Source organism: Natroniella sp. ANB-PHB2 (genome assembly GCF_046097105.1).
Lineage (GTDB): Bacteria > Bacillota > Halanaerobiia > Halobacteroidales > Halobacteroidaceae > Natroniella.
Map to the genome: position 1 here is coordinate 892,638 of NZ_CP175562.1, position 26,857 is coordinate 919,494.

Sequence of the window (26,857 nt, forward strand, 5' to 3'; positions counted from 1 at the left end):
TTTTTGACTCAAAGATCACATGTTCATTGTACAGTTGATAATTGCCAATGGTGGGAAGAACATAATTTATGTATTGCAGAAAAAATATTGGTTGTCAGTGATAATTTTGAAAAAATTACCAAATGAAATGGATGTAGAAGAAACCAATCAAATAGTTAACGAACAAGGCATGTCTCCTGTAACAGAATGCTATCAAAGCTGCTGTAAAACCTTTGTACCTCATGATAAATTTGAAGCTGGGTTAGGAGGAACAAATCCCGATAATCCTAATTAAAAATAGGCAACTGGTATAGTTAATAGTATACCAGTTGCCTATTTGCTATTATTAAAAAAGTTATTTTTTAAATCTTATAAATGATTTTTTGCTTTTAATATATTTAAATAGTTTACTAAATCCTAAACTGTAATATAAGACTATCTTGTCATAAAAAATCTAAGCTAAAATTCTATAAATTACCAATAGATTTAAGTAACAAAAATAATCCATTTAACATAAAAATAATATTGTCGAATAAATAAATCAGAAGGAGGAGAAAATATGAATGACTCTCAAAAAAAATTAAAAGATATAGCAGAATTAACTGGAATTGATCCTGAGTTATTAAATGAATTAGAACTTGGAGATTTAACTGAAGAAAAAATGGAGATAATAGAAAAAATATTTAATCTATATTTAACTGATCAAGAATCTTTTACAGAATTTATTATTAATAGTGGTCTAGATAATATTACTAATAACTTAGATAAAGACATAAAAAAAGAAATTAAAAATAAAAGTGATTTAAAAACCCTTAAAGAAAAATTAGAAGATATAGTTAACGAAGAAGAATTAGATCTTAATATAGATATTTAAATTCAAATACCATCTATCATTATTAATACAAGGAGGCAAACAATGAAAGATACAATTGTTGCATTACAAGTTGATGAACGAGATAACTTTGCACCAAATGTACAACATATATTAACTCAATATGGAAAAAATATAAAAACAAGATTAGGCTTGCATAATGATGATCAAAATCAAGGTTTAATTTTAATTGAATTTGCAGGAGCTGATGAGGATTTGGAACATTTTGAAAAAGAGTTAAGACAAATTGAACAATTAAATTTTAAAACTATGAATTTAGACTTTAAATAATAGAATTAAAAAATAAAGCTGCCTAGGCAGCTTTATTTTTTTTAATAATTGAAATTAATTTTAACTCAAATAATAAAATAAATCTGAGTTAATTACTGAAAAACTCTTATTTTTTTACTAAAATATTTAAGACTGTCATAATTTCGTAAAATTTATTTATTATAATTATAAATAAGAACTTAAATAAGGGGTGATTATTTATGGATAGAAATTTAATTAATATATATTTTAAAGAAACAAGCCATCGTTTACTTTCTAAAGAAGAAGAGGTTGAGTTAGGAAAAAGAATTGCTGCCGGCGATAAAGAAGCTAGAGAAAAATTGATTAATTCTAATTTAAGATTGGTAATTAGTATTGCTAAAAAATATAATAATCAAGGCTTAGATTTTTCAGATTTAATACAAGAAGGAAATGTTGGTTTAATTAAAGCAGTTGAAAAATTTAAATATCAAAAAGGTTATAGATTCAGTACTTATGCTACATGGTGGATTGAACAAAAGATTAGAAGAGCAATTAAACGACAGGGACGAATGATTAGATTATCTTTTCAAGTACAAAATAATATTAATCAACTTAAACGAAATCAGGAATATTTACGGGCCAAACTCCATCGAGAACCGACACTAGAAGAATTGGCAGAAGATATGGATTTAACAGTAGAAAAAGTAAGTGAATTGATTGAGCTAAGTCAAGATATATCTTCTTTAAATAATAGAATTGGAGAAAATCAAGATAGTGACCTCTTTTCTCTAATCCCTAGTGAATTTGATTTAATTAAAGTTATCCTTAAAGATGATCTGAAAACAATGATAGATAAATTATTAAGTTATCTAACTAATCGAGAAGAAAGAATTATTAAATTAAGATTTGGATTAGAAGATGGAAGAGAAAGAACATTTAAAGAAATTGCTAAGCAATTAAAACTTTCGCGTGAAAGAATTAGACAATTACTAAATAGAGCATTAGAAAAATTAAAAAGACTAAATTACAATAGAAATTTAGATACATACTTAGGTGTAGTCAGTTAAATCAAAAGTGAATAGTTTGAAAATAAGTAGCTTAAACTAAAATCATAACCTTAATGATTCTTTGTTTAACACAATGAGGAGTGAATTTAATGAAAATAGTTATAATTGGTGGGGTTGCAGCAGGGACATCTGCTGCTGCTAGAGCTAAAAGAATCAACCCTGATGCTGAAATTACTATTTATGAACAGGATAAAGATATTTCTTATTCTGGATGTGGTCTTCCTTATTATGTTTCTGACGTAGTAAAAGAAAGGGACGATATAATTATTTATACTCCTGAAGATTTTGAAAGTACTAAGGGAGCAAGGGTTAAAACTGGACATTATGTTGAAGAGATATTAGTTGAAAAGAAACAACTAGTAGTTAAAGATGTAACTACTTCAAAAACTAAAAAAATAAATTATGATAAATTATTAATCTCAACTGGTGCCAGTTCTTTTATTCCTCCGATCAAAGGAATAGATTTAAATAATATTTTCACTTTACGTAATGTAGAAAATGCAGATCAAATTAAAGCTTTTCTTGCTAAAAACAAACCTACTGATGTGGTTATTGTTGGTGGAGGGTACATAGGTTTAGAAATGACAGAAAGTTTACTTGAACATAATCTAAATTTAACTATAATTGAGCGTTCAAACCAATTGCTAAATAATCTAGATCCTGATATGGCAAAAATAGCAACTAATTATTTAGAAAAAAAAGGAGTCACTATTTTAACGAAAAAAGAAGTAGTCGGTTTTAAAGGAAAGAATCAAGTAGAGAAGGTAATTATCGATACAGATGAAGAGATAAAAACAGATTTTGTTATTCTTGCTTTAGGTGTTAGACCAAATGTTGAACTTGCTAAAAAAGCAGGGATTAAATTAGGAGAAACCGGAGCAATTGCAGTTAATTCTAAGATGGAAACTTCTATCCAGGATATTTATGCTGCTGGTGATTGTGCAGAAACAGAGCATTTAATTACCGGAGAAAAGGTTTGGATTCCATTGGGTTCTACGGCTAATAAACAAGGACGGATAGCAGGAAGCAATTTAGTAGGAATAGATAATCAATTTAATGGAGTACAAGGAACCTCTATAACAAAAGTCTGTGATTTAGTAGTTGCTAAAACTGGTCTGACCGCTAAGGAAGCAAAGGAGATAGGTTGTCAATTTGTAACTTCAACTATTGAAGCCCCTAATCATGCTAGCTATTATCCAGATTATGAAAAAATGACTATTAAATTAGTGGTTGACAAGAAGAATAAACAAATATTAGGTGGTCAAATTATAGGAAAAGGTGGTGTGGATAAGAGGATAGATATTCTAGCAACGGCTATTTATAATAAAATGAAAGCTGATGATTTAATTAATTTAGATCTAGCTTATGCTCCTCCTTTTTCTGTACCTAAAGATGGAACGATGATTGCTGGTTTAGTAGCTAGTAAGGAGATTGAAGAAGAATAGAATAAAAAAAGAGATGCTATCGTTAAAATAGTTGGTATGCAGATTAGCTTTCCAACTATTTTTAATTTAAAAAGAATATAATATAAACAGTACCATTAATTACTTTTGTAGTTCTTTTTAAAGAATGATAAGATTTTTTTATAAGTTTAGAAAGGGGGCCTAGCATGCCAAAACAATCTAAGAACTTTTTAAATACATTAGCTAAAGTCTATAAAGAAAATTCTATTGAAGCAGAAAATGAAGATTTGATTCCAATTCGTTCTAATTATCTAAAACTACTAAAGTGTATCACATCAAATGAACCCCTTATTGAAAAAAATAATTTTGAAAAAATAAAAGAATATGTAACCAATTTACTTAACCTTTCGGATGATATAAAGATAAAAGATTTTTTTATTATTAAATTCATTTTGAATTTTTTAAATAAAGAGCCTCAAAACTAAATCGATTTTACTGAATAAAAATTAATAAGAATAAGAGGCCTTCGATTATAATATAAAGTTAAGTTTAAAATTAAGTTATTAAAGAGCTTAAAAACAACAAGTTATTCATGAGTTTCTAAAATAATATAACTTAAAAATAGACAAAGTAAAGCCCTGATAACAGGGCTTTACTTTGTTATATTAACTATTAAGTCTCATATTCCCCGATAGCCAGATTGATAATTATTAAAGATATCAAATTACTTCTGACTTAGATTTATCTATTGCTTGTTTAGTCATTGAATTTGTTAGTTAATTATTTCTGATGCTCATTTTCATACCTTCTATTCTGATTTTTTTGGAAGGTATAATTAAACAGGTGGGGATTTTATTAATTATTGAGGTTGTTTATTAGCCACTTGATTCTCATATTGTTCAACCATTCTTCTAACCATTTCACCACCAACAGAACCACATTCACGAGAGGTCATATTCCCCCAATAACCAGATTGATAATCATTAGAAATGTTAAGCTCCTGAGCTACTTCTAATTTGAATTTATCCATTGCTTGCTTAGCCATGGGATTTGTTAGTCGATTATTATTATTTCTAATACTCATCTTTTTCACCTCCTCACCTTTATTTGTTATTATATTTCCCTAAAATGAGGATTAAATGTAGTTAACTTTTAGAATAAAAACTGTAAGATTTATTTAGTGGAAAAGATTAAATTATTAGAAAAAAAGAGGATTTAATAAAAATCATAAAGAAATCATTAATAATAAGAGATCAAAAGTAAAATCAGTTATTAAATAGCTATAAAAAGTAGGGATACCAATGGAACAAAATTTGAAGTATAACTCAAAAATTGATTATATAGTGGAATATTTAAAGAATAAATATCTGAGGTGGTATTTAGGTATTGGGTTGTTGTTGGGAGCTTATTTATCTGCTTTACTAACATTAATTATTTTTATCAGTATTTCTGGTTGGGAGATTAGAAATATTTTTGGTTATAATTCTGAATTAATGTTAGCTTTTGCTAGAATAGATTTGAAAAATAAAAAGAAAGAAAAAAGCAAGCAAAGATTACTCCTATTAATCGATAAATATCCTGATTTATTAGATTCCTATTTTATTCTTGGAAAGATATTTGAGAAAGAAAATAATTATCAACAAGCAGAGAGGATATTTAAATATATTATCAATTATGAAGATAAGGAATATAAGATAAAAAATTATAGTCAAGATGAATTATTTATAGAATCGTATAATTACCTAAGTGATATCTTCATTAAATTAGAAAAATACGAAAAAGCAATTCAACATTTAGAAAAGATGAAGGAAAAAGAATTATTTGATGTTGATATATATATTAAACTAGGTGATCTTTATGATAAACTAGACAACTCTAAAGCCTATATTAACTATTCTTATGCTTATAAATTAAATGAGAGTTATACTACTTTGAAAAAATTAGCTAACTATTGTTATAGAAAAAATAAACTTGAGGAAGGAATAAAATATTACCAAAGGTTAATTGAACTGGATGAAAACAAAGAAGATATCTATAAATTAGCTCAAATTTATTTAAGACAAAAGGATTATCAAGAAGCAGAAAAGTACTTAAAAAAATTAATCAAAAAGAAAAAAGATAACCCTTATATCTACTTATATTTAGCCTATTGTAAATTTAACCAAGAAAAATATGATGATAGTATTAAATACCTAAAAAGAAGTTGGGAAAAGAGTAAATTGAATGAATCAAAAACTAAAACTACTTTAAATAAAGATGATAAAAAAGAACTCTTTTCTAAATTAGGTGCGTCACATCTAGAATTAGGGGATTATAAGAAAGCTAAAAAGAATTATAGACAGGTATTAGGTTATGATCACAATAATTTTAAAGCTAGTATTAAAGTTGGAACATGTTTGGAAAAAGAGGGCCAATATAATAAAGCAATTAATGCCTATAAGAAGGTATTAGATTTAAACCCAAATCTTCTTACAATCTATTATGGAATTATAATCAGTAATTATTATTTAGGAAACCATCAGGAAGTTATTAAATTTTTGAAGGAGTTACTAAGAAGAACTAGAGAGCCACAAATTCACCAGTTATATAAAAAACTAGGACGAGAAGAAGAATTGATTGATTGTTTAGAGGAGTTTAAAGAAGAATTTCCTAAAAATCATTTTGTTTATCTTGGTTTAGGTTTAGCATACGAAAGATTATATGATCCTAGAGCTGCTAAAAACTATTTAGAAGCTTACCGAATCAAATCTAAAGAAAAAATCCTAAAAAGAATTTCTATTTACTATGCTAATAAGGAAGAATTTAATAAATCTAAAAGGTATTTTACAGAATTATTAGAGATTAATTACAAAGAATTTGAATACATCTTCAACTTTGGAATAGTTTGCTACCATCTAGAAGATTTAAGGGAAGCAATTAATAATTTTAAAAATGCTCTGGCTTTAAGAAATGATAAATATGTTGAGTTCTACCTTCATTTAGCTGCAATCAAATATAAAAAGTTACCACTTTCTTTTGATACTGTTGAAGAATATTTAAACAACTTGGGTACATCTGAATTGGTTTATCTAGAATTAGGTTCTTTGGCTTTAATAAAAAAGAAGTATGATTTAGCAGAGTTTATATTCAAAAGAAGTATTGAAAATTTCACAGATGATTTTAGGCTATATTATAAGTTGTCCTGCTTATATGCAATCAAAGAAGATTATAACCACTCATTAAGAATGTTAAAAAAAGCAGTTAAGTTAAATTCAAATTTAAGAAATAAAATTTTAAATGAGGATAATGAAATTTTTGGAAAGATTTTATCCAGTAGCCAATTTAAGAATATTATCAATTAATAGTCTAGAAGATATCTTCTAGACTATTAATTGTTTTATAAAACAATATCTACCAAATATAAATTAACATATTGAAATTATTTAGTGAATATTATTATAAAAGTACTGGATAAGGGAGGATAGATCTGAGTGAGAATACAACAGAATTTAATTTTGCTTTTTTTGATTACTATCTTAATTTCAGCTATTTTTGGTCTTAATACTTTAAATATTATCTCAAGTCCTATTACTGAGGAAAATTCAGATATAGGAAGAGAACTAAAAGTAAGTAATAGTTATCATAATCAAAAGAGGGCCAACATCAAGATCGTCTGGGAAGTCATTTCTCAAAAAGAAGAAGATATTAAGAACTCTAGGAATACAATGGCTAAAATCATCAATGACTTTCCTCAAGATGTTTATTTAGGTTTGCGAGTCTTTGGTTCTTATCAACATTCAACAGCCAATTACTTTATGAAGGTTCCATTGGCCCAAAAGAATAAACAACAGCTATTAGAACTTGTTAAACAGGCCACACCTACTCTTCATTCTCCAACTAGAATAAACTTGATTAGAGCTGGTGAAAGTTTAAGTGAGCAACAAGGAAAAAAACATATCTTATTAGTTACAGATGGAAATAATAATGAGCAACAATCGCTTACTAAAACAATACAATATTTAAAAAATAAAGAAATCCGAACACATATTCTTCAAGTTGGAGATGTAAATAGCACAGATCAACTCTATCTAAGGTCATTAGCTGAAATAGGTAATGGTAAATACTTCATGCATTCAGAAAAAGATAGTGTTGTCCCTACAATAAATTTGAATTGATTTGTTATTAATTAGCTTTTAATGAAGGAAGAAATAGTAATTTACAGAATATATATAATAACCATCAACAACAGAGGAGAGGTTTTGATGTTCATATCTTATATTAATATTTTACAAGAGTTTAACTTTTTTTATTTATTAATTAGCGCTGGAGGAATCATTGCTTTAATTTTACTTAAATATTTTAAATCTAATTCTAAGCTTGATTATGAATTAGTAATTTCAACTTTAAAAAAAAAGAAAGATTTTAGTGTTTTAGAAGAGGTTGAAGAAAATAAAATAAAAAAGAAGATTTTTTTAGAAGGAAAAAAAGATTTAGAACCTAAAATTTATTTAAATATTAAAAGACATCTTTTAAATAATGGTTTAGTTGAAGAGTGTTTTAAAGACTTACTCTGTGCTGAACCTGAAGAAAGAATCTTATCCTGTCAAGTGCTTTCTAACATTGGTGATGCTCGAGCTATTGATTATTGTGCTACTGCTCTATATGATGAAGATAATAAAGTGAAAAATAAGGCTATTAAAGCTTTAACTAATAATGCTAACCCTAAAGTTATTGATACTTTAATTGATTATATAGACCATTGTGATAGTGAAGTGTTATTATCAATGTTAACTAATGCATTTAAACAAATGGGCTATCAAGCTTTTGAGCAATTAAAAAGGGTTGCTTTTGAGAAAGATGAAGTTTATAGAGTTTGGGCAACTAAATTATTACGGGATATAGATGATAAGGAGGTCAAAGATCTATTAGTTAAGTTATTAGATGATCAGTCTACACAAGTTAAGATTGAGGCAATCAGAGGGTTGGCCCAATATATTGATCAAGAAGAAATCTTTAAGCACATAGTTGAACAATTAAAAGATAATGATTGGAAAGTTAGAAATCAAGCAGTTAAAATATTAGGTGACCTTTCTGAGCCAAAAGCTTGTTCTTACTTATTTAAAGTAATAGATGATGAACATCAAATAATTAGAATCAATGTTTGTCATGGCTTAATTAAGGCAGGTTATGAAGGAATTAAATATTTAATTAAGGCTACTAAGATCAAAAAGAGTAAACAAGCAGCATTACAAGCTTTAGATGAATTAGATATAGAGTTTTTAATGGAAGCTATCCAAAATATTTATGGGTCAGATGAAGCAACTACAACAAGAATAACTAAACAGTTAGTTGAAACAAAAAAAAACAATGACTCACTACAATTGCTCGAAAGTTAACATAGTTAAAGTTTGAACTAACTTACTATTGAAAGGATGATTTAATTGAAAAAAGCTTTAGGCTTTATAATATTTACATTTACTTTAGCTATAATTTTAAGCACTAACTTTTTAGGTGTAATTATTAACTTTTATACTGATTGGCTTTGGTTTGAAAATCTAAATTTAAGTAATCTCTTTTGGACTATTTTTGGGACAAGGCTGGGGTTGAGAGTAGGTATTTTAGTTTTATTTACTTTAATTACTTTTGTTAACTTATGGTTCACCAAAGATAAAATTTTATCTTTGGTATATAAATTAAAGAAGAAAACAAAAGAAGGGGAAGATGTAATTGAACTGAATCCTATAAGCTCTAATAATTGGTTTGAAGCAATAACTTCTAAGCGAATCAATCTAGTATATTTAGCAATCAGTTTTTTGATTGGACTTTTGTTTAGTGGTATTGGTTCAAATAATTGGGAGCTAATCCTTAAATTTATTAATAGAACTTCTTTTGGAACTGTTGACCCTATTTTTAGTAAAGATCTTGCTTTTTATATTTTTCAGCTACCAACTTATGAGTTGGTTTATCTAATGTTAACTGTTTTAGTCGTTTTAAATCTAATTATTATAGGTGGTATTTATCTATTTACCAAAGCTGGGGACTTTAAGCTTGATAATGATAAAACAAAACATCATATTTCAATTTTACTTGGCACTTTTTTCTTTCTCAAAGCTTGGGGTTATAGACTTGATATGTTTGGCTTATTATACTCTGAAACAGGTGTTATCTTTGGGGCAACATATACAGATGTCAATGCTCAACTGCTAGCTTTAAGAATATTATTTGCCACATCGTTATTATTGGGAATAGTTACTCTTATCAATATCTATTTTAAACAGACAAAGTTAATTATTGGAGGAGTAGCCGTATTAATTATGACTTCTGTTTTGTTAAATGGGATTTATCCTTCTTTGATTCAAAAGTATCGAGTAGAGCCAAATGAATTAACAATGGAATCCCCCTATATTGAACATAATATTAATTTTACGCAGCAAGCTTATAATTTAGACCAAATTGATAGAAGGGATTATCCATTAAGAGGGAAACTTTCATATAGTGATATTCGTAATAATCAACAAACGATTGATAATATTAGATTGTGGGACCATAGGGCTTTAAAGGATACTTATAGCCAATTACAAGAGATTAGATCATATTATAGCTTTACTGATGTTGATGTAGATAGATACTTAATTAATGGAGAGTTACAACAGGTTATGCTCTCAGCTCGAGAATTAGATCAAAATTTACTACCAGAACGGGCCCAAACTTGGGTGAATAAAAGGTTAGTTTATACTCATGGTTTTGGAGCAACTATGAGTCCAGCCAATAAGGTGACAGAGGCTGGCCTACCTGAATTTATGATTCAGAATATCCCCCCTCAAAGTGATTTGCTTGAGATAAAAGAACCAAGAATTTATTATGGTGAAGCAACTAATGAGTATGTAATAGTTAATACTGAAGCAAATGAATTTGACTATCCGGAAGGGGATCAAAACAAGTTTTATAATTATCAAGGAACTGGAGGAGTTGAACTTGATTCTCCAATTAAGAGGTTGGCATTTGCTTTCAAGTATAGAACTTTAAATATATTACTAAATGATGATTTAACAAATAAAAGTCGATTGATGTTTGATCGAAATATTCATACAAGGGTTCGTAAGGCTGCTCCTTTCCTAAGGTATGATCAGGACCCTTATTTAGTTATTGGTGACGATGGAGGTATGTATTGGATTCAAGATGCTTATACAACGACAGATAGGTATCCTTACTCTGAACCTCATAGTTGGGGGAATTATATTAGAAATTCGGTCAAAGTTGTTATTGATGCTTATACAGGGGAGATGGACTTTTATATTGTTGATGAAGAGCCTATTATTGAAACTTATCGTAATATTTTCCCTGATCTATTCAAATCCTTTGAGGAAATGCCTGAAGGGATTAAAAATCACATCAGATATCCTCAAGATTTATTTAAAGTTCAGGCTCAATTATATAGTGTTTATCATATGAGTAATCCAAATGTATTCTACAACAAAGAGGATGTCTGGAATATACCTCGTGAGCATTATGATGGTAGTTCAATTACAATGGAACCTTATTATACAGTAATGTCCTTACCAGAGGAGGAGGAAGAAGAATTTATCTTAATGCTTCCTTTTACACCAGCTAATAGAAATAATATAATCTCTTGGTTAGGGGCTAAATCTGATCCTGCTAACTATGGGGAATTAGTCTTATATGACTTTCCAAAAGGCGAGCAGGTTTATGGGCCAATGCAGATTGAATCAAGAATTGATCAGCACGAAGAGATATCCCAACAGTTAAGTTTATGGGATCAGCGTGGTTCTAAGGTGATTAGAGGAAATTTATTAGTAATTCCACTTGAGCAATCAGTACTTTATGTGGAGCCGATCTTTTTACAATCTGATGGTGATCAGATTCCTGAGTTAAGAAGGGTAATAGTTTCTTCTGGGGATGATATTGTGATGGAATCTACTTTAGAATTAGCATTATTACGTTTAGTTGGTGATGAGCAACTAGAAGAGGAGTTAGGGGATAAATTAAAGGAAGAAGAGCCAGAAATAACAGGGGCTATCTTAGAAGAACAAAGTGATCTAAAACAAAAAGTTAGCGAGATTACGACCATATATAATGAAGCTCAAGAAGAGTTAAGAAATAGTAATTGGCAAAGGTATGGCGAGTTAATAGAAGAGGTGGAGGAGAAGTTATTGAAATTGGAGGAAGAACTGAATTAATCATTTATAGGGGGAGTGAATATTTAGCTCCCTCTTTTCTACTTTAAATTATAAAGTTTAACCTTAAATTGATATAAAAGGGTGATCTAATATGGATGAGAAAAAACTTGAAATCATTCAAGAAACAATGGAAGTAAAGAGAAATGAGGCTGAAATGGCTCTTAATTTGGCCGAAGGAGATCTGGATCGAGCATTATTAATGATTGAATATGTAGATAAGAATTTTGTTATTATTCAAGGGAAATTTAATTATGGCAGCTCAAATAATAAGGTTTATGGATTATTGAATATAGTTGCTGATGGAAAGCAAGGTGAGTTTCTTAAACGTGAATTGGTATTGAGTAATCACCGAAAAATATTAAATATAAATCTAGATGTAAATAATAAAGTTTTTATGAAGACTTTAGATAATCTTGCACCAGAAAAAGTTGTTAATGATCAAAGTATTGGTTCAGATCTATTCTCTAGCTTCAATCCAACAGAAATATTTAATCTTTTAGAGCTGATTCAAGATAAAAGAGAAAAAGAGGTTCAGAAGTTGCTTAAGGAAAAATTAGAAGATATAATTGAAGAAAATATTACTCTAGAAATTCATGCTGATTTAACTACTAAAGCTCAATTAAAGAACTTTTACTCAGATTTATTTCCCAAGCCGAATCCTCTTCCAAAAGAAGAAGAAAGTGATATCGAAGAGGAACAGGATGGGTTGGGAATGGAAATTCGGTTGAATTGTATCCCAGTCATATCTCCAACTCAAGGAGAGAAGGCTTCTCAATTACAAGTTGGAGATAAATTAGCAGCTAGGGTTACTGATAACAGAGAGATTGGTCAATATTTAGCTGAGTTATTACAGAATTCTGAAGGGATTACTGTGGGAAAAATAGAGAGTATTAGCTTTAATAAAGATTCTGAGCGTTATTTAATCTTAATTAAATTTGGCCCTAGTATTTATGGGCAAGTTTTAGCTGAACCTGAAATCAAATTGATAACTTTAAGTGAAGAAGAACAAGTTCAAGATATTAACACTGACGATGAAGAAAAGAAACTTAATTTGAAAATTAATAAAGAAACTCTAATTATTGTTTCTTTAATAGTCTTGATAATTTTATTACTAATTATTATTTTGAAAATTTATTAAGTTTCTTTTAATTTAATTAGATAAATAACTACATAGCGATCAATAAGCTCAGTTAAAATCATTAGTTTAGAATCTTGATTATTTACAAAACGAAAGTCTTTTTCATTAGGGGAGACAGTAGCATCCTGTCCAGTTGGAACATAATTTACAGTCATGCTATGATGATGACGTTCTGTAACCTTTAACTGAGCTTGGCTAGCTGCATTATAAAGAGTTGAGCTGACTTGACAGATTCCGCCGCCTAGTGCTGAAGAAAACTCTCCTGAATCGATAATAGTAGCCTCTTTATACCCTTTATCAGCAGTAGGAAATCCTATCAATTGATTAAAAGAAAATTCTTCTGTTGGTTTTAGTTGATGCTGATTAATTTCTTGTAAAGCAATTTCAATATTGTTTCTACGATTAAGCTGATTATCTTCTAAATAAGTTGTGTAATTACTTAAAACCAGCCCATTAATAACTTCATTTTCCAATTCGATTTCAAAATATTGATCTTTCTTTAACATCTCGGTAGTAATTACAGGAGTAATTGATTCTATTACAAGGTTGACATCTGTCCCTGCTTCAGCAGTTAAGGCTTTCTTAAGTGTGGCAGAAATATCTATTCTTTGACCGATTTGTTCAGAGATAATTACCTCTTTAAAGATAAAAGCATTTTGTGATTTTCTCTTTTCTTTTTGGCCCAATTGGTTTATAATATTATCGAGTTCTTTTTTAGTTTTTCCGGTTATTTCGTGCCCTTGAAGGGTAACTCCAGTATTAACTTGCTTTTGTTCGGGCTGAGTAGGTTGCCTATCGGGTTCTTCCTTAGATTGATTGATTAAATTATTGTTTCTGATTAATACTGTAAATAAGCCACTGATTAGAATAAGTGCAATTAAAAGTGGGATATATCTTAGTTTATCTTTTAGATCCATTTTTGCCTCCATTTCTAAGTTTTTTAATCTTTAATTTTAGTTTATATCACCTATTCAATATTATGTATCCTAAATTTTGCTTTTCATCTAATTATTAACTAAAATAAGTTATCACATTTACTTACTCTAAGCATATAATATAAATAAGGAGGTTGAAGATGTCACTAAATTCGGTATTACCAAGTACTGAGCAGACTTTAGGTAACTTGGTTAAGGAGGTAGATTTAATAGGTAGCACAAACTTTAAAGAGACTAAAATCAATAATATCACAAACAATTCCAAAGAAGTTATGACTGGTTCCTTATTTGTCGCTGTAAGTGGCTTTAATACAGATGGACATAAATATATAACTGAAGCTATCAACCAGGGGGCAATAGCTGTTATTGGAGAAAGAGCAGTAAGTATCCCACAGCAGATTCCATATTTGCAAGTTGTAGATGCTCGAAAAGCTTTGGCCCAAATTTCAAGTAGATTTTATGGTTTTCCTAGTCAAAAATTAAATTTAATAGGTGTTACTGGAACTACTGGTAAGACAACAACTACAATGATGATTGATCATATTATCAATCAATTACAGGAAAAGACCGGATTAATTGGGACATTACATACCAAAATTGGTGATGAATACTACTCTAACCCTCACCAATGTACAACACCTGAATCGACAGTCTTAAATCAGAGGTTGGCACAGATGGAAGAAAAAGAAATTAATTATGTAAGTATGGAAGTATCTTCTCATTCCTTAAAATTAAATAGAGTTTGGGGGTTAGATTTTGATATAGCTATCTTTACTAACTTATCATGTGATCATTTGAATTTTCATCAAACATTAGAGGATTACTATAAAAGTAAAGAAAAACTATTTTCTACTTTAAAAGAAGATAAAATTGCTATTTATAATTCAGATGATAGTTATAGTAAGCGAATTATTAATAATACTTCAGCTATTAATTATACTTATGGAATTAAAAACAACTCTGATCTGAGTGCTGAAGATATAAAGATTAATAAGCAAGGAATCAAATTTAAATTGAAGGTCAATAATAACCTTGTAACAATGAATGGTAAATTAATCAAACCTTTATCTGTAGAGATTAGAATGCCTATAATTGGCTATCATAACATCTATAATACACTAGCAGCTTTTCTATCTTGTCTATTACTAGGGTTTCCATTAGAAAAAATTAGTTCTAGTTTAGAAAAATTTACTGGAGTTAAAAGAAGAATGGAATTAATTTATGATCATGATTTTTCAATAATTGATGATTTTGCTCATAATCCCTCCAGTTTAGATTCTAATTTTAAAACTATCGAGAGACTTGATTATAATAATTTAATAATTGTTAATTTTTTAAAAGGAAAAAGAGGAATCGAAGCAAACAAACAGAATGCTCAAACAATTACTACTTGGGCCAACAAATTAAATCTAAAAGAGATTATTACTACTCGAGCAGAAGGAGAAGTAATTCAAAAAAACAAGGTGTTACCGGCAGAAGAAGGAGCATTTGTTAGGATTATTGCAGAAGAAGGAATTGAAATTACAACTACTGCTAAATTAGATTCTGCATTACAGCTAGGATTGAATAAGGTTGAAGCAGGTGATTTATTGCTACTATTAGGAGGACCAGGTTTAAATAATGGAAAGAAGATTTTAAATGATTTCTTATGCAATAGCTGAAGTGTTAGTGTGAGTAATAAATATCATTTATGCCAATATCAACACTCATACTATTTTGTAATAAAGATTTACTTTGAACAATTAACTGCACTAAGTTAATGAAATTTATTATAAGGGGGCCAAAAACGTGAAGAAGATTAAACTTATTACCACCGGTGGAACGATAGCAATGGGAGAAGATGAAAATACAGGTCAGATTGTACCTAAATTATCTGGAATTGATCTATTACAACAAGTACCACAACTGGCTAAAATGGCTGATTTGGAATTAATTCAGTATGCTAACATGGATAGTTCTCAACTAACTGCTCCAATGTTATTAGAACTAGCTAAATTAGTAAAAAAAGCGTTAACTGAAGAAGAAGTAGATGGGGTGTTAATTACCCATGGAACTGATACTTTAGAAGAAACAGCTTACTTACTAGATTTAGTCTTAGATGTAAAGAAGCCGGTAGTAATTACTGGAGCTTTAAGAAGTTTTAATCAACTCAACTCTGATGGAGCGGCTAACTTAGTCCAGTCAATTCAGACAATCTTAAGTCCTCAGAGTAAGAATAAAGGAGTTTTGGCAGTTATAAATGAAGAGATACATGCAGCTAGATTTTTATCTAAAATGCATACTAATAAGTTAAATGCTTTCTCTTCACTAAATTGCGGGCCAATAGGTACTATCGACCATTCGGGGATTCATTATTCATATGATCTACCTTCTCAAATTACAATTGAAGCTGAACAATTAGAGGAACGGGTAGAGATTATCAAATTAGCAATCGGCAGTGATGACAGATTGATCCAAGCTGCACTTGATTACGGCTGCCAGGGTTTAATAATCGAAGCTTTTGGTTTAGGGACTTTACCAGAAAAGATAATTCCTGGATTGGTTAGAGCTAAGAAAGAAGAAGTTCCAATTGTAATTACTTCACGCTCTTATGAAGGGCGGGTTTATAATTTATATGGAGCTTCCGGAGGAAAGGCTAATATTAGAGATCTAGAGCTAATCTTTGCTGGAGGTTTAACTAGTACCAAAGCTCGCTTATTATTAATGTTACTATTAGGTAAAAATTTATCCCAATCAAAGATTCGAGAATATTATTTGAAATTGAAAACATAATATATAGTAATGGTTAATAGCTACTGATTATTAAATCGGTAGCTATTTTTATCTTTATTACAATAATGTGGCACTTTTGATTTGGCGGGTAGAAATGATATTTGTAGGGGCAGGTCTCTGTGCCTGCCCATGTTAAATCACGGGCGACCACGGAGAGTCGCCCCTACAAAAACACATTCTTTTACGAACGAAAAGTGCCACTGTATATCAATATAGTATAACTTTTAAAATAAAGAAATAACTATTTATTGTTAAATATTAACTGCTTTTAATGGGGGGGATAATCGTTGAAAAAATTTGAGCCTAAGCGAGTTTTAATAGAGCATGATGCTTTAAATTATAAATTGGCCCAAGAACTTGAAAAAAAATTCAAAGATACAGGAATACCAATAGATTATATTGAATCCCATAATCGAGTCAGGGCAGAAAAAGAGATGAATCCAATTGAACTCTTTAATTGGAATAAGGAAACATTAGTTATAGGAGTCAAGAAAACATTGAACTTTAAATCCTGTCAACCTTCCGCTGATTACAGATTAGTAACTAGCACGAGCTGTCCAGCTAAATGTGAATACTGTTATCTAGCTAAAAATCTCGGTTCAGCTGCTTATCTTAGAATTTATGTTAACCTTAAAGAGATACTAAAAGCAGTCAAAAAGCATATTAGAAAGGGTAGAGGAGAGATTATTACTTTTGAAGCAAGTAGCTCTTCTGATCCAGTAGCTGTTGAGCACTTAACCGGTTCTTTAGCAAAAATTATAAAATATTTTGCCAAACAAGACCGAGGTCGTTTAAGGGTTGTTACTAAATTTTCTAATGTTGATAGTTTATTAGATATTAAGCATAATAATCATACTAGGTTTAGATTCAGCCTTAATTCCAGTTATGTAATCAAAAATTTCGAACATTTAACTTCTACTTTAGATGAAAGAATCACAGCAGCAAGTAAAATACAACAAGCAGGTTATCCGTTGGGTTTTATTTTAGCTCCGCTAATGATTTATGATGGTTGGCAAGAGGATTACCTTGACTTATTAACTGAATTAAAGGCTAGATTAGTTAATCCTGCTGCCAGTAATCTGACCTTTGAATTAATTATGCATCGTTTCAGTACTAGATCAAAGAATTTGATTGAGAATAGATTTCCTAATACTAAACTAAAATTAGATAAAGAGAAGTACCACCATAAAGGTTTTGGTAAGTATGTTTATCCACCACAGCAAGCAGAGGAATTGAAGGAATATCTAACTAAAAAAATCAATGAATTCTTTCCTCAAGCTGAAGTGGAGTATTTCACTTAATAAAGGAGGTACTTGATCGATGAGTGAAGATTATAAGGTGTTAAGAATCATCTCTATTGCCTTTAAAGTTTTGGCGTTATTAGTCTTTTTAGGAACAAATTTGATTACATTTTTAACTATTATGCAAGGACCACCAGGGTCGGGCCAACATATAGCATTTAATATATTCAACCTTCTATTTCCAATTTTCATTGGACTATTTAAAACACTATTTTTATATACTCTAGGTGAACTGGTTATTTTATTTATTGGAATGAAGAGTGATTTAGAAAAGATCAACCACTCTTTAACTAATAAAAAATAAGATAACGTATTGCTTCTCATGAATTTAGAATTAATTTAAAAAGTGCTTAGGTATTTAAATACCTAAGCACTTTTTAAATTAAACTTATATTTCAAAAAAATTTTCGATTTCAGCTTCGATCTCTAACCAATTACTGACTCGAATAACCTCCCCCTTATAATGGCGATTATGATGCATATCCATTAATAGTGCTTCAACACCAATTTCTTTAACAGCAAGAACATTAGCTAACATATCATCAATAAAGAGATTAATTCCTTTCTTTTGACAAGCTTCAGCCTTATTTTCATTATGGATTAATTCATCATAAGGGATTTGGTGTCTTTTTAACCACTTTGCTGTCAATTGATTATGAGTATCAGTTCTAGCTGTAACTAAAATGATTGTAAAATCTTTCTTTTTCAATCTATTTAGTACTTCTTTAGCATAAGGAGAAGAATCAGCACCTTCATATATTTTAGAGCTATTGGCCTCCATAAATTCTTCAATCTGCTCATCTGTTAATCCATAAGCATCTCCAAAATTATAAACGTCTTCTTTTCTTTCTGTTAAATCAAAATAATTGCAGATAGTTTGGTGCCAAATGTTATCTTCTCCTTTACCTTCTGCCGTTAAAACTCCATCAATGTCAACACCAATTATTTTTCTCACAACTACCACCTCATTAAATTAAAATTATAATTAAGCAACAGGTCTTCTTTGTTGCTTATTTTCTTCTTTAAGTAGAACTTCTAATGCTTTTTGAGCAGCTTTTAGATGTTTTGAATCAGGTTCAATAGTAGTAAACTTTTGAAATAAATACGGGACAAATAGAATAACTCGGGGTGCAATTAGGATAATTTCATAGGCAATACCAATTGCAACTAAACTCATTAGATAAACATTAAAGCTGATCCCAAAGAGATCAAAAAGAGTAATAATGATCATATAAAAGACAACTAAATTTGTTCCGCACCTACGGGCCAACCGAGAGTAGTCAGTCAGTTTACCCTGGGAATCTGATTGGTAATAATTAACTGCCTTATGTTCAGCCCCATGAAATTTAAAAATTTCCTTTAATAAAGTTGTTCTTAATATTAATAATATTCCTCCGATTAAAAAAAGATAAGTTAACCAATTAAATTTTGCTAAAAAATTGAAAACTCTAGCAGTTTGAGTAGGGAAAAATCTATATTGGATCTGAAGTCCAATCTCCAAAAAGATGAGTACCAATAAAGGCCAAAACCTTTTAGGATTACCTCCTGCTTCCTTAAAAAAAGCAATTAAAGAAAAGATAATACTGATAATTCCTCTAATAAAAGGTACCTTCTTAAAGAATAAAAAGAGTTTATTGTTACTTATGTTATTTTTACGGATTGTGTATTTTAATTTATCATCTTCATAATAAGCTTTAACAGAATAGGATTTTCCAAATAATCTAACACCATTTTTATAAGCCCTACCACCAATCTTCATGATAAAACACCCCCAACTATCTAATAGTTTATGTTCTTTTTAGTTAGATGTCAACAGATGCTTTTAATTTTTCTTATAAATTGGTATAATAAAGATGCTATGCCAATTTAATTTAGATTGAATTCAAGATTAGGCCAACTAAAAAAGCAGAGCTATAAGTTAAAAAGATAGATTACATAACTAGTGAGTAGATTAGAGATAATAAAAAAGTAAGGTGTAGTATTTTAATGGCTTAATGGATTCAACTATTAAATATTTAATAGCAAATGAAATTTAGGAGGTATAAGATGGCTATTGTAGAAGTAACTGTAGTACCAATAGGTACAGAAGAACCTAGTCTGAGTAAGTATGTAGCTGGCTGTCAAGAAATTTTGGAGCAAGAAGATATTAGATATGAACTTACACCAATGGGGACAATTATCGAAGGAGAATTAGATGATATATTTAATGTAATTAAGAAGATACATAACCATCCTTTTGAAGAAGGAGCATTAAGGGTAACGACTGCGATCAAAATTGATGAGCGACGTGATAAAGAAGCCAGTATGAAGCAGAAATTAGATTCAGTACAAGATAGATTAGAGTCTTAACTAAGAAATAATTATTATGGAGGATTTGATTATGGAAGAGATATATTTAGATAATGCTGCAACAACTAAACCATATCCTGAAGTTGTAACTAAGATGAAACATACATTAACTAAAGCATATGGTAACCCTTCTTCATTACATGGTAAAGGGTTAAAAGCTGAAAAGTTAATCAAAGTAGCCCGCAAAGAGGTTGCTGATCAATTAAAGGTTAAAACTGATGAGATTTATTTTACTTCTGGTGGAACAGAAGCTAACAATTTAGCAATTAAAGGTGCTGTCAGTGCTTTGCACAGATATGGCAATAGGATTATTACCAGTTCTATTGAACACCCTTCAGTCTTAAACCTCTTTAAAAGATTAGAAGATCAAGGTTATGATGTTAAATACCTTAATGTAGATCAAGCTGGCATAATTGATCTAGAGCAATTAGAAAAGTACTTAACTGATGAAACTATTCTAGTCAGTATTATGGGGGTTAATAATGAACTAGGTTCTATTCAACCAGTAGCTAAAATAGGAAGATTAATAGCTGATTATGATAATCTCTATTTTCATGTTGATGGGGTTCAAGCATTTACTAAACTAGATATTTTCCCGGCTAAATTAGGGATAGATCTCTATTCAATCAGTGCTCATAAGATTCACGGGCCAAAGGGAGTAGGAGCGTTATATATTAAAGATGGTACTAGAATTGATAATTTAATCTCAGGTAGTAAGCAAGAATCAGGAATCAGACCTGGTACAGAGAATGTATCAGGCATAGTAGGCTTTGGAGCAGCAATAAAAGAGGTTAAGCGAGAAGATTCCACAGCTAAAATGTCCCGAATTAAAAAATTATTAGTTAATAGGATACTAAATGAAGTTGAAGGTAGTACTTTAAATGGGCCAACAATTGAACAAGGGGTCTCCCATATAGTTAATATCTCATTTGCTGGAATTAAAGGAGAGATACTGGTCCATAGTTTAGAAAAAGATAATATTTATGTTTCTACCGGGGCTGCTTGTTCATCTCGCTTAGCAACACCTAGTTATGTATTAGAAGCGATTGGAGTTAAAAATGACTTAATTGAAGGGGCAATTAGATTCAGTCTATCCTCTCAAACAACAAAGCAAGAGATCAATTACACAGTCAATAGATTGAAAGAACATATTACTACTTTAAAAGAGATCATACAGAGGTGATAAAAAAATGGAACAGTTATATTTAATTCGTTATGGTGAAATAGGAATCAAAGGAAAGAATAGACCACTTTTTGAAAATAAGTTGGTTAATAATATTCGAGAGCAGTTGAAGAGAGCTGAACCTAAGCAGTTAGATGTTTATAAGACTTATGGTAGAATCTATGTTAGAACAGATCTTGAACAAGAAGAGGTAGTTGAAAGATTGCAGAAGGTATTTGGTATTGTAGGGATCTGTCCTACTAAACGGGTGCCTTTAGATATGGAAAAGATTAAGGCTACTTGTTTAGAACTGGTCAATGAACAGTTGGATACTAAGGGAGGCAAAACTTCCTTTAAGATAATTGCTAGGCGTTCTAACAAGGGGTTTGAATTAGATAGTATGGAGTTAAATAGAGAATTAGGAGCTCATGTCTTAATTAATACTGAAGATGGTCGCTTAGAAGTTGATGTTCATCAACCTGAAATTCCAGTCAATGTTGAAATTAGATCAAAGTATGCTTATATCTATACTCAAGATCTTAAAGGAGTTGGAGGACTACCATTAGGTGTAACAGGTAAAGCAGGTTTATTATTATCAGGTGGAATTGATAGTCCAGTAGCAGGCTGGATGACTATGAAACGGGGCGTAAAAATTGTACCTATTTATTTTCACAGCTTTCCTTTTACAAGTGATCGGGCCAAAGAAAAGGTGATTGATTTGGCTGAAGTGTTGGCCCATTATCAAGGCGAGATCGATCTACATGTAGTTGATTTTACTGCTATTCAGACTGAGATGAATGATAAATGTCCTGCTGATCTAATTACAATTATTATGAGAAGAATAATGATGGATATAGCTGAAAGAATTACTATTAAACAAGAAGGCAAGGCCTTAATTACGGGCGAAAGCATGGGCCAAGTTGCCAGCCAGACCTTAGATTCGATGTATGTAACTAATCTTGTTCCTGAGATGCCTGTCTTTAGGCCATTGATCGGTTTAGATAAGCTGGAGATAGAAGAAAAAGCTAAAATGATTGGAACTTATCAGACTTCAATCCAACCTTATGAAGATTGTTGTACTGTTTTTGTTCCTAAGACTCCAGAAACACATCCGACTAAAGAACAGGTTCTTGCTGGGGAAGAAGATCTAGAGATTGAAGATTTAATTCAACAAGCAGTGGAGGAGGTTGAGGTTATCTCTATTGTTGGAGAGTAATTATTGCTATTATAGAGATTAGAGTAAAGCTTTATTATAAAATAGCTTAAGTCTAAGGCTGAGGAAATGGTTTTTATTACGAAGGGTTTTTATAAACCCGAAGGTGAGGTTGAGTCAACCATTGAAACCATAAGGTTTTAGGTCTTACTTAAACTTAGACTTAATATCAATAGTTATCTAAAGAGGAATCTTTATTATATAATAAAGATTCCTCTTTTTTTGATTTTACTTAGCCTTAACCTTAGACTCAAACTGAATTTTCGTATAATCTTAGCTGCCTAGACATATTTTTAGATAAGATTATTAATTTATGAAGGAGTTTATTGATGTTAAAGAAGAGTTTGTCTGTCGTAATCATTATCATGTTTATCTTGATGATTACTAATTCTATTTATTTAGAAGCTATTGGCCCTGATTATAACTGTTTAGAGTCTCGGGAATTATGGTTACGAGAACCGAAGATGGAAGGATATGATATTTTAGAGTTACAACGTGAATTGACAGCATTAGGTTTTTATAAAGGAAAATTGAGTTCACTCTATGACCAGGAAACTTACCAAGCTGTTAGAAGGTTTCAGTTTGCTAATGGATTGCCGGCTACTGGAGTGGTTAGAGATCAGACGTGGGCACAGATAACCGAAGTGGCCAATCAAGTATTATTAGAAGCAACTGCTCAAAACCTAAAGGAACCGACTGGAGAGGTTTCTTTACTGATAGATGGTTATAGAAAAGAGATGATAGTCTACTCTGATGGAGAGATTCATCATAAGTTTCCGGTAGCAGTCGGAAAGTCTTCGACTAGATCTCCAATTGGTGAATGGGCAATCATTGCTAAAGATGCTGATTGGGGAGGGGGTTTTGGAGATAGATGGATGAGATTAAATGTTCCCTGGGGAATTTATGGAATTCATGGTACTAACAAGCCTCATTCGATCGGCACTGCCGCCAGTCATGGCTGTATTAGAATGTTTAATCGAGATGTTAAAATCCTCTATAATTGGGTTGAGGTAGGTACTCGAGTCAAAATTATCGGTAATAGAGATCCGATTGAGATTACCCATGATTTAAGACCAGGCCAGACAGGTAGAGATGTCTTATTATTTCAAGAAAAATTAAGAGAACATGGTTTTGACCCTGGTTATACTGATGGAAGGTTTGGTGAGGGAACTCAAGATGCAATGAAGGAATTTAAATATATCTATGGCTTAGAAGATAACCTGATTGCAGATGATAATACTTTTTATATTTTAGGGATTAAATAAGAAAAGAGGGGTTTTTAAGGGTGTGGGAAAAACTAAAGTTTAAATTCAGTTGGGTAGTCATAATTGTAATTATAATCTTAATTACTTTTATTAGTGGTGCTGTCACCTTTTATGTTAAATTTAGGGCAGAGGAAAAATTCAGTATTGACCCCACTGTAAAGCTTGACCCTAACCAAGTATACCAGATAACTTATTGGGATTATCCACTATTTTTTGGTTTGGAAGATGACTATCAAAAGTTTTTAGAAGGTGCAATTAAAGAGTTTAATAAGTATTATCCTAATATTGAGGTTAATTATAAACTTCTATCATTTACAGAAGGTGAAACTGAAGTAAAGAATGCTCTAGCTGAAGGTAGAGGACCTGACATTTATAATGATATCTTTGGTACTAAATTTCTTTCTGAGAAGTTACAACTTCCTGTCAGTCCTTTTTTAAATTTAGAGGATGAAACAGGAGCCAAGGAATTAGATGAGTATGATCCTTTAACTTTGAGAGCACTGTCAACTGAGGAAGAAATCTGGGGCTTACCTACTTGGTTAGCTCCACAAGTTTGGGTAGGAAATAAAGGGCTGTTGGCCCAAACTGATTTAGAAATAAATAAAGTAATAAAAAAAGGTTGGAGTTGGGAGGGTTTTGAAAAGGTAAGTCAAGAACTTAGTGGTAAAGATAAAGTGGTAATATTTAATCCGTATGCTTCAGAATTATTTTATCAGTTATTAATAGCAGCGGGCAAAGGAAGGTTAGTATCTTCTGAAGGAGAATTAATATTGACTGAAGAAGAACTTACTGAAGTTTTAAATTTTTTAGAGCGATTACGGGATAATGATAGCTTTCCTCAAGAAGATAGGAGAATGAATGAAAAATTATTACAATATTTTTGGGAAGAGCAAGCAGCAATAATTGCTCCGATTAATCTCTGGTTATTAAATAATCTTTACCACAGAGAGCTTAATGAAGAAGTTGAATTAACTCTACTACCACCACCATCTAAATTTGAAAAAGGGGTAGTACCTATAAAATCAAGGGCTTTGCTTCTATTTCGTCAAGAGGAGTATCAAGGTGATAAGCATACTAAAGCCTCCTATAAACTTGCTCAATTTCTAGCTCAAAGAAAGACTCTCTTTTTAGCTGAAAGATTAAATGTAATACCAGCTTATTTACCATTACAAGAAGAGTGGTTCAGTAAGGTGGAACTAAAAGAAGAAATTAAAGTTCAACTTTTAGAATATTTAAATCGCGGTGTTTCTGAAGAGATAACTTCTTTTGCTAGGTTTAACTTAGAAAGAAAAGCTAAGAAAAGAATTAAAGAGGGATATCATAGCTTTTGGTTTGAAGATGAACCGATTTCTGAGATTGTCACTAAAATGATGAGCGCTGTGGAACGAAATATAGCTAAAGATAAAAAGACAGAAAAATAAAGAATTGACATAAGCAAATTGTTATGTTATCATTAAATAAATGTATTATCTTATCAAGAGTGGTTGAGGGATCTGGCCCATTGAAGCCCAGCAACCCCCTATAATATAGGGTAGGTGCTAATTCCAGCAATACCTAATCGGTATCGGCAGATAAGAAGGATTTGTTTGATAGTAACCTCTTCTTATTAGAAGAGGCTTTTTTATTTTATAAAGGGGGAATTTAATAATGAGTAGTAGAGAAGGTTATTCGTTTGATACCATTGCTTTACATGGGGGATATGATCCAAAAGAAGATAGTAGTGGAGCAAGGGCTGTGCCGATTCATCAAACTACTTCCTATGTTTTTGATGATGCAGATCATGCAGCAAGGTTGTTTGCTCTGGAGGAAGCCGGTAACATTTACACAAGAATTACTAATCCAACTAATTCTGTTTTAGAGCAAAGAGTAGCAGCTTTAGAAGGAGCAGAAGCGGGATTGGCGACCTCTTCAGGAATGGCTGCAATCAATTTAACAGCCCTTACTTTGGCAGAAGGAGGAGGAGAAATTTTATCTTCAAAATATATTTATGGGGGTACATATAATTTATTTTCTACTACCTTGCCTAAATATGGAATAGAAACTAAGTTTGTTGATCCTCATGATCTAACTGCTTGGAAAGAGGGGATTACAGAGGAGACTAAATTTTTATACTTAGAGTCACCAGGAAACCCTACATTAGACATTGTTGATATTGAAGCAGTAGCTGAAATTGCCCATCAAAACGATTTGAAGCTGGTTGTCGACAATACATTTAATACACCATATTTATCCCAACCACTTAAGTTAGGCGCTGATGTAGTAGTTCACTCTGCTACTAAATATATTGGCGGACATGGTAGTTCAATTGGAGGGGTTATTGTTGGTTCAGAGGAACTACTTTTTGAAATGAGAACAGAAGGTTATCGTGATACAGGGCCAGCCTTAAGTCCGATGAATGCCTGGTTGTTCATACAAGGATTAGAAACATTGTCATTGAGAATGGAGAGACACTCTAATAATGCATTCCAGGTTGCTCAATGGTTAGAGAGCCACTCCCAAGTAGAATGGGTCAGATATCCTGGTTTGGAAAGTCATCCTCAGTATGAATTGGCCCAAAAACAACAAAAACATTTTGGAGGAATGGTTTGTTTTGGGATTAAAGGTGGTTTTAATGCTGGTAAGAAGTTAATTAATAGTGTTGAGTTATGTTCTTTATTAGCTAATATTGGTGATACTAGAACATTAATCATTCATCCTGCCTCAACTACTCATGAGCAATTATCAGCACAAGAAAAAGAAGATGCTGGTATTAGCGATAACTTAATCAGATTATCAATTGGAATTGAGAATGTTGATGATATTATAGCTGATTTAAGACAAGCTTTCAATAAAACAGTAGAATAGGAGGAGGCACTTGCAATTTTTTTCATGCAAGTTATTGCAAAACAAGATTAAGTCTGCAAAATATAGCAGACTTAATCTTGTTTTTTTATTTAACTTTATCACTTTCAGTTTTATTTTGATTTATAATCC

At 30.8% G+C, this 26,857-nt stretch carries 26 protein-coding genes and 1 riboswitch; of the genes, 22 read left to right on the forward strand and 4 right to left on the reverse strand.

The annotated features are described in order from the left end of the window. Window positions 1-3 precede the first annotated feature (3 nt). The 7 genes from ACKF5P_RS04550 (at window position 4) to ACKF5P_RS04580 (ending at window position 4,057) form a co-directional block, all read left to right on the forward strand. The gene (locus tag ACKF5P_RS04550) at window positions 4-126 is read left to right on the forward strand and encodes a DUF1540 domain-containing protein (protein WP_408956305.1); all 123 of its coding nucleotides are present in this window, start codon (window positions 4-6) and stop codon (window positions 124-126) included. Further along, on the forward strand, window positions 92-274 hold the full coding sequence (locus ACKF5P_RS04555) for a hypothetical protein (protein ID WP_408956661.1): 183 nt from the start codon (window positions 92-94) through the stop codon (window positions 272-274). Before ACKF5P_RS04550 ends, ACKF5P_RS04555 begins: the two co-directional genes overlap by 35 nt. Window positions 275-538: 264 nt before the next feature. After that, window positions 539-853 carry a hypothetical protein gene (locus ACKF5P_RS04560; protein WP_408956306.1) on the forward strand — a complete coding sequence of 105 codons (315 nt, stop codon included), beginning with the start codon at window positions 539-541 and terminating at the stop codon, window positions 851-853. 42 nt (window positions 854-895) lie between these two features. Continuing rightward, window positions 896-1,141, forward strand: coding sequence for a hypothetical protein (locus ACKF5P_RS04565; protein WP_408956307.1), 246 nt, complete (start codon window positions 896-898; stop codon window positions 1,139-1,141). Window positions 1,142-1,341: 200 nt separating this feature from the next. Beyond that, complete coding sequence (locus ACKF5P_RS04570; RefSeq protein ID WP_408956308.1) at window positions 1,342-2,169, forward strand: RNA polymerase sigma factor RpoD/SigA; 828 nt, start codon at window positions 1,342-1,344, stop codon at window positions 2,167-2,169. 89 nt (window positions 2,170-2,258) lie between these two features. Next, window positions 2,259-3,614, forward strand: coding sequence for an FAD-dependent oxidoreductase (locus tag ACKF5P_RS04575; RefSeq protein ID WP_408956309.1), 1,356 nt, complete (start codon window positions 2,259-2,261; stop codon window positions 3,612-3,614). A gap of 164 nt (window positions 3,615-3,778) precedes the next feature. Beyond that, window positions 3,779-4,057 carry a hypothetical protein gene (locus ACKF5P_RS04580; protein WP_408956310.1) on the forward strand — a complete coding sequence of 93 codons (279 nt, stop codon included), beginning with the start codon at window positions 3,779-3,781 and terminating at the stop codon, window positions 4,055-4,057. 374 nt (window positions 4,058-4,431) lie between these two features. Here the strand turns inward: ACKF5P_RS04580 and ACKF5P_RS04585 are convergent, their stop codons facing one another. After that, complete coding sequence (locus ACKF5P_RS04585; protein ID WP_408956311.1) at window positions 4,432-4,656, reverse strand: small, acid-soluble spore protein, alpha/beta type; 225 nt, start codon at window positions 4,654-4,656, stop codon at window positions 4,432-4,434. A gap of 217 nt (window positions 4,657-4,873) precedes the next feature. Here ACKF5P_RS04585 and ACKF5P_RS04590 point away from each other — a divergent pair, with 217 nt between their 5' ends. The 5 genes from ACKF5P_RS04590 (at window position 4,874) to ACKF5P_RS04610 (ending at window position 12,887) form a co-directional block, all read left to right on the forward strand. After that, complete coding sequence (locus tag ACKF5P_RS04590; protein ID WP_408956312.1) at window positions 4,874-6,913, forward strand: tetratricopeptide repeat protein; 2,040 nt, start codon at window positions 4,874-4,876, stop codon at window positions 6,911-6,913. A gap of 129 nt (window positions 6,914-7,042) precedes the next feature. Further along, window positions 7,043-7,726 carry a vWA domain-containing protein gene (locus ACKF5P_RS04595; protein ID WP_408956313.1) on the forward strand — a complete coding sequence of 228 codons (684 nt, stop codon included), beginning with the start codon at window positions 7,043-7,045 and terminating at the stop codon, window positions 7,724-7,726. 87 nt (window positions 7,727-7,813) lie between these two features. Beyond that, the gene (locus ACKF5P_RS04600; RefSeq protein WP_408956314.1) at window positions 7,814-8,947 is read left to right on the forward strand and encodes a HEAT repeat domain-containing protein; all 1,134 of its coding nucleotides are present in this window, start codon (window positions 7,814-7,816) and stop codon (window positions 8,945-8,947) included. A gap of 45 nt (window positions 8,948-8,992) precedes the next feature. Further along, window positions 8,993-11,749 (forward strand): UPF0182 family protein, encoded by a 2,757-nt coding sequence (locus tag ACKF5P_RS04605; protein WP_408956315.1) that lies wholly within the window; start codon window positions 8,993-8,995, stop codon window positions 11,747-11,749. A gap of 91 nt (window positions 11,750-11,840) precedes the next feature. Beyond that, a complete protein-coding gene (locus tag ACKF5P_RS04610; RefSeq protein ID WP_408956316.1) occupies window positions 11,841-12,887 on the forward strand; it encodes a hypothetical protein in 1,047 nt (348 codons plus the stop codon). On the opposite strand, the gene ACKF5P_RS04615 is transcribed toward ACKF5P_RS04610, so the two are convergent. Continuing rightward, complete coding sequence (locus ACKF5P_RS04615; protein ID WP_408956317.1) at window positions 12,884-13,804, reverse strand: VanW family protein; 921 nt, start codon at window positions 13,802-13,804, stop codon at window positions 12,884-12,886. The genes ACKF5P_RS04610 and ACKF5P_RS04615 overlap by 4 nt on opposite strands. A 158-nt stretch (window positions 13,805-13,962) precedes the next feature. On the opposite strand from ACKF5P_RS04615, the gene ACKF5P_RS04620 reads away from it, so the two are divergent. The 4 genes from ACKF5P_RS04620 (at window position 13,963) to ACKF5P_RS04635 (ending at window position 18,199) form a co-directional block, all read left to right on the forward strand. Then, entirely contained in the window at window positions 13,963-15,483 is a 1,521-nt protein-coding gene (locus ACKF5P_RS04620; protein WP_408956318.1) for a UDP-N-acetylmuramoyl-L-alanyl-D-glutamate--2,6-diaminopimelate ligase, read from the forward strand. Window positions 15,484-15,610: 127 nt separating this feature from the next. After that, window positions 15,611-16,594, forward strand: a complete 984-nt coding sequence (locus ACKF5P_RS04625; protein ID WP_408956319.1) for an asparaginase — start codon at window positions 15,611-15,613, stop codon at window positions 16,592-16,594. A 287-nt stretch (window positions 16,595-16,881) separates the two neighbouring features. Continuing rightward, window positions 16,882-17,895: a spore photoproduct lyase gene (splB, locus tag ACKF5P_RS04630; protein ID WP_408956320.1), complete on the forward strand. Its 1,014-nt coding sequence runs from the start codon at window positions 16,882-16,884 to the stop codon at window positions 17,893-17,895. 19 nt (window positions 17,896-17,914) lie between these two features. Further along, on the forward strand, window positions 17,915-18,199 hold the full coding sequence (locus tag ACKF5P_RS04635; protein WP_408956321.1) for a hypothetical protein: 285 nt from the start codon (window positions 17,915-17,917) through the stop codon (window positions 18,197-18,199). Between the two features lie 84 nt (window positions 18,200-18,283). Here ACKF5P_RS04635 and ACKF5P_RS04640 read toward each other — a convergent pair whose 3' ends face one another. Both ACKF5P_RS04640 and ACKF5P_RS04645 read right to left on the reverse strand, forming a co-directional pair. After that, window positions 18,284-18,850, reverse strand: coding sequence for a 5' nucleotidase, NT5C type (locus ACKF5P_RS04640; RefSeq protein ID WP_408956322.1), 567 nt, complete (start codon window positions 18,848-18,850; stop codon window positions 18,284-18,286). A gap of 30 nt (window positions 18,851-18,880) precedes the next feature. Further along, window positions 18,881-19,654 carry a DUF1385 domain-containing protein gene (locus ACKF5P_RS04645; protein WP_408956323.1) on the reverse strand — a complete coding sequence of 258 codons (774 nt, stop codon included), beginning with the start codon at window positions 19,652-19,654 and terminating at the stop codon, window positions 18,881-18,883. Window positions 19,655-19,941: 287 nt separating this feature from the next. Between ACKF5P_RS04645 and ACKF5P_RS04650 the strand changes: the two genes are divergently transcribed. The 6 genes from ACKF5P_RS04650 (at window position 19,942) to ACKF5P_RS04675 (ending at window position 26,728) form a co-directional block, all read left to right on the forward strand. Further along, window positions 19,942-20,244: an MTH1187 family thiamine-binding protein gene (locus ACKF5P_RS04650; protein WP_408956324.1), complete on the forward strand. Its 303-nt coding sequence runs from the start codon at window positions 19,942-19,944 to the stop codon at window positions 20,242-20,244. A gap of 31 nt (window positions 20,245-20,275) precedes the next feature. Continuing rightward, window positions 20,276-21,427 carry a cysteine desulfurase family protein gene (locus tag ACKF5P_RS04655; protein ID WP_408956325.1) on the forward strand — a complete coding sequence of 384 codons (1,152 nt, stop codon included), beginning with the start codon at window positions 20,276-20,278 and terminating at the stop codon, window positions 21,425-21,427. A gap of 7 nt (window positions 21,428-21,434) precedes the next feature. Further along, a complete protein-coding gene (gene thiI, locus ACKF5P_RS04660) occupies window positions 21,435-22,622 on the forward strand; it encodes a tRNA uracil 4-sulfurtransferase ThiI (protein ID WP_408956326.1) in 1,188 nt (395 codons plus the stop codon). A 326-nt stretch (window positions 22,623-22,948) separates the two neighbouring features. Further along, a complete protein-coding gene (locus ACKF5P_RS04665; protein ID WP_408956327.1) occupies window positions 22,949-23,884 on the forward strand; it encodes a peptidoglycan-binding protein in 936 nt (311 codons plus the stop codon). A 20-nt stretch (window positions 23,885-23,904) separates the two neighbouring features. Continuing rightward, window positions 23,905-25,305: an ABC transporter substrate-binding protein gene (locus ACKF5P_RS04670; RefSeq protein ID WP_408956328.1), complete on the forward strand. Its 1,401-nt coding sequence runs from the start codon at window positions 23,905-23,907 to the stop codon at window positions 25,303-25,305. A 47-nt stretch (window positions 25,306-25,352) separates the two neighbouring features. Continuing rightward, window positions 25,353-25,462, forward strand: a riboswitch (SAM riboswitch). Window positions 25,463-25,531: 69 nt separating this feature from the next. Beyond that, window positions 25,532-26,728, forward strand: a complete 1,197-nt coding sequence (locus ACKF5P_RS04675) for an O-acetylhomoserine aminocarboxypropyltransferase/cysteine synthase family protein (RefSeq protein ID WP_408956329.1) — start codon at window positions 25,532-25,534, stop codon at window positions 26,726-26,728. The last annotated feature ends 129 nt before the right edge of the window (window positions 26,729-26,857 follow it).

Coding starts and splice junctions, on each gene's coding strand:
- ACKF5P_RS04560 (WP_408956306.1), top strand. CDS start 539: ATGAATGACTCTCAAAAAAAATTAAAAGATATAGCAGAATTAACTGGA.
- ACKF5P_RS04565 (WP_408956307.1), top strand. CDS start 896: ATGAAAGATACAATTGTTGCATTACAAGTTGATGAACGAGATAACTTT.
- ACKF5P_RS04570 (WP_408956308.1), top strand. CDS start 1,342: ATGGATAGAAATTTAATTAATATATATTTTAAAGAAACAAGCCATCGT.
- ACKF5P_RS04575 (WP_408956309.1), top strand. CDS start 2,259: ATGAAAATAGTTATAATTGGTGGGGTTGCAGCAGGGACATCTGCTGCT.
- ACKF5P_RS04580 (WP_408956310.1), top strand. CDS start 3,779: ATGCCAAAACAATCTAAGAACTTTTTAAATACATTAGCTAAAGTCTAT.
- ACKF5P_RS04585 (WP_408956311.1), bottom strand. CDS start 4,656: ATGAGTATTAGAAATAATAATAATCGACTAACAAATCCCATGGCTAAG.
- ACKF5P_RS04590 (WP_408956312.1), top strand. CDS start 4,874: ATGGAACAAAATTTGAAGTATAACTCAAAAATTGATTATATAGTGGAA.
- ACKF5P_RS04600 (WP_408956314.1), top strand. CDS start 7,814: ATGTTCATATCTTATATTAATATTTTACAAGAGTTTAACTTTTTTTAT.
- ACKF5P_RS04610 (WP_408956316.1), top strand. CDS start 11,841: ATGGATGAGAAAAAACTTGAAATCATTCAAGAAACAATGGAAGTAAAG.
- ACKF5P_RS04615 (WP_408956317.1), bottom strand. CDS start 13,804: ATGGATCTAAAAGATAAACTAAGATATATCCCACTTTTAATTGCACTT.
- ACKF5P_RS04620 (WP_408956318.1), top strand. CDS start 13,963: ATGTCACTAAATTCGGTATTACCAAGTACTGAGCAGACTTTAGGTAAC.
- ACKF5P_RS04635 (WP_408956321.1), top strand. CDS start 17,915: ATGAGTGAAGATTATAAGGTGTTAAGAATCATCTCTATTGCCTTTAAA.
- ACKF5P_RS04645 (WP_408956323.1), bottom strand. CDS start 19,654: ATGAAGATTGGTGGTAGGGCTTATAAAAATGGTGTTAGATTATTTGGA.
- ACKF5P_RS04650 (WP_408956324.1), top strand. CDS start 19,942: ATGGCTATTGTAGAAGTAACTGTAGTACCAATAGGTACAGAAGAACCT.
- ACKF5P_RS04655 (WP_408956325.1), top strand. CDS start 20,276: ATGGAAGAGATATATTTAGATAATGCTGCAACAACTAAACCATATCCT.
- thiI (WP_408956326.1), top strand. CDS start 21,435: ATGGAACAGTTATATTTAATTCGTTATGGTGAAATAGGAATCAAAGGA.
- ACKF5P_RS04665 (WP_408956327.1), top strand. CDS start 22,949: ATGTTAAAGAAGAGTTTGTCTGTCGTAATCATTATCATGTTTATCTTG.
- ACKF5P_RS04675 (WP_408956329.1), top strand. CDS start 25,532: ATGAGTAGTAGAGAAGGTTATTCGTTTGATACCATTGCTTTACATGGG.